1 protein-coding gene is annotated in these 1883 nt (G+C 24.1%); it reads left to right on the top strand.

Features of this window, described 5'->3' with window-relative positions; genetic code table 11:
• Positions 1-244: 244 nt before the first annotated feature.
• Positions 245-1375 carry a hypothetical protein gene (locus OL66_RS03015; protein ID WP_034172415.1) on the top strand — a complete coding sequence of 377 codons (1131 nt, stop codon included), beginning with the start codon at positions 245-247 and terminating at the stop codon, positions 1373-1375.
• Positions 1376-1883: the final 508 nt, after the last annotated feature.

The following is a 1883-nucleotide window of genomic DNA, read 5'->3' as shown; positions in this document are numbered from 1 at the left end:
AATATATGATGTAGAATTTTAATATTTGTTTATTTGTAGTATATCATTTTGATAACTAATTATCAAGTATAAAATTTATCATCCATTAATAAAGCACATTATTTATTATTTGCTATATGATTTTATTTTATATCATCCAAAAAACTTTATTATTTCAAATAATATTAATCACTTTATTCTGTTATTTTTTCATGTTAAATTTTAATTTAACTTTTTTTAATTTTAAGGAGATAAAAAACTAAATATGATTTCTAAAATCCCAAAATTATTTTGGACAAACATTGCTATTATTATTTTTGTAATAATTGGGATAAAAGAATTTATAGATTTGCCAAAAAAATTGTCAATTGATTTAAATACTAACCCAACCCATATTATTTGTGATGTTGTTCCTGTAGGGGCTTGTTTTACAAAACCTTCTATCAATATGTCATTAAAAAAACACCATTTATCTTCTGCAAAACCTCATTATAATATTTATACGGATGAAAAATATATTCCTTTAATGCCTGAACTTTTGGAAACTCAGTTAATGAAAGAAGGCAAAGAACACCGCGATAATAAAGTGATGCAAATTGCCATACAAGCCAAAGAGCACCAAAATAAAAAGTTTAATTGTTCTATTTTACAAGAAGAAAAAAAATTTTTAAGAGAAATCCAACCAAATGGCATAATTATTGAAGGTTTTTTAGACTCTTGTTTGCTTACACAAGTGATTTTACCAAGTGGATCTATTTTTAAATATTATATGCCAACACAAGACAATATACAAACTATTAAAGAAATTTGGTGTGCTAATGGACAAATCCTAAAACCTGATTTTTCTCATATTTTGCATTTTTCTATGATGCAAACACCAACACCCCTTACTCCTAGTCAACTAACAGCTTATCATGAAGCAGGACATGCCTTAATAGTTTTGCAATTTCCTTTTGCATTATGTTCGGTTGCCAAAATTTATATTCAAGAAACAACTACTGATTTGACCGCTGATTCGATGTTTTTTTTTGGACAAACAGTTGTTAGGCATCCAAAATTAAATCAAGGTTGGCAAAGATTAGTTTTACAAGCTTTTGGAGGTGCAGCTGCGCAACAGTATTTAGCTAATCAAGGCAAAATTCCAAAAGAAAAAATATTTTCAGGAATTGATGATGATTTTCAATTCATAGAAAAACTTTTAATGGAAAATAATCAATTAAATAAAGTAGATTTGAATAAATTATTTCAACAAGCTTATAATATTGTTGCAAATAATAAAGATTTATTAGATATTATTGCCCAAGAAATAGACCAAAAGAAACTTTTACAACAAATAGATATAGAAAGAATTATTAAAGATAATCATATTTTGGTTGCTAAATTAAGAATTGGATAAATAATTTTAATTTATTTTTTTGTTAATTTTATCGATTTATTTTTGTTTTTGTTATCAACTTAGAATTAAAATTATTGAATAATTAAAATATTTTGCCAAAATAAATCTAAATCCCAAAAAGAGGCTTTTTTAAAGTCTCTTTTTTTATTTATAAAATTGCAAGTAAAACTATCAGAATATAAGGATTAGTGAGCAAATTTTATCGTTTTTTTGTGATAAAATGACATTAATATCAGTTTTTTGAATCACTGCTGCTAATTTTTAAAAGAGGAGCAAAAAGGATGTAAAAAATTTACCATGAAGAAAACAACAATTATTTTATTTTAACATTATCTTTTTTTAGTTTTTAGTTTTGTAATTGCAATTAGCTCATTTTATTTTAACATTTTTTAAAAAAGAAATAAATATGCGCTGTTGCATTTTTTTAGACAACTTTTGTCTCTAAAATTATTCTTTAAGACTAAAAATTAATAGATAATTTCATATCTTTTCAAACTAAAGAAATATT

It is taken from the genome of Chrysanthemum yellows phytoplasma (assembly GCF_000803325.1).
GTDB classification, from domain to species: Bacteria; Bacillota_I; Bacilli_A; order Acholeplasmatales; family Acholeplasmataceae; genus Phytoplasma; species Phytoplasma asteris.
This window is presented reverse-complemented; position numbering and strand designations above follow the sequence as displayed.

What these genes read in the sequence shown, in the direction of transcription:
- OL66_RS03015 (WP_034172415.1), top strand. Translation starts at nt 245, where the DNA reads ATGATTTCTAAAATCCCAAAATTATTTTGGACAAACATTGCTATTATT.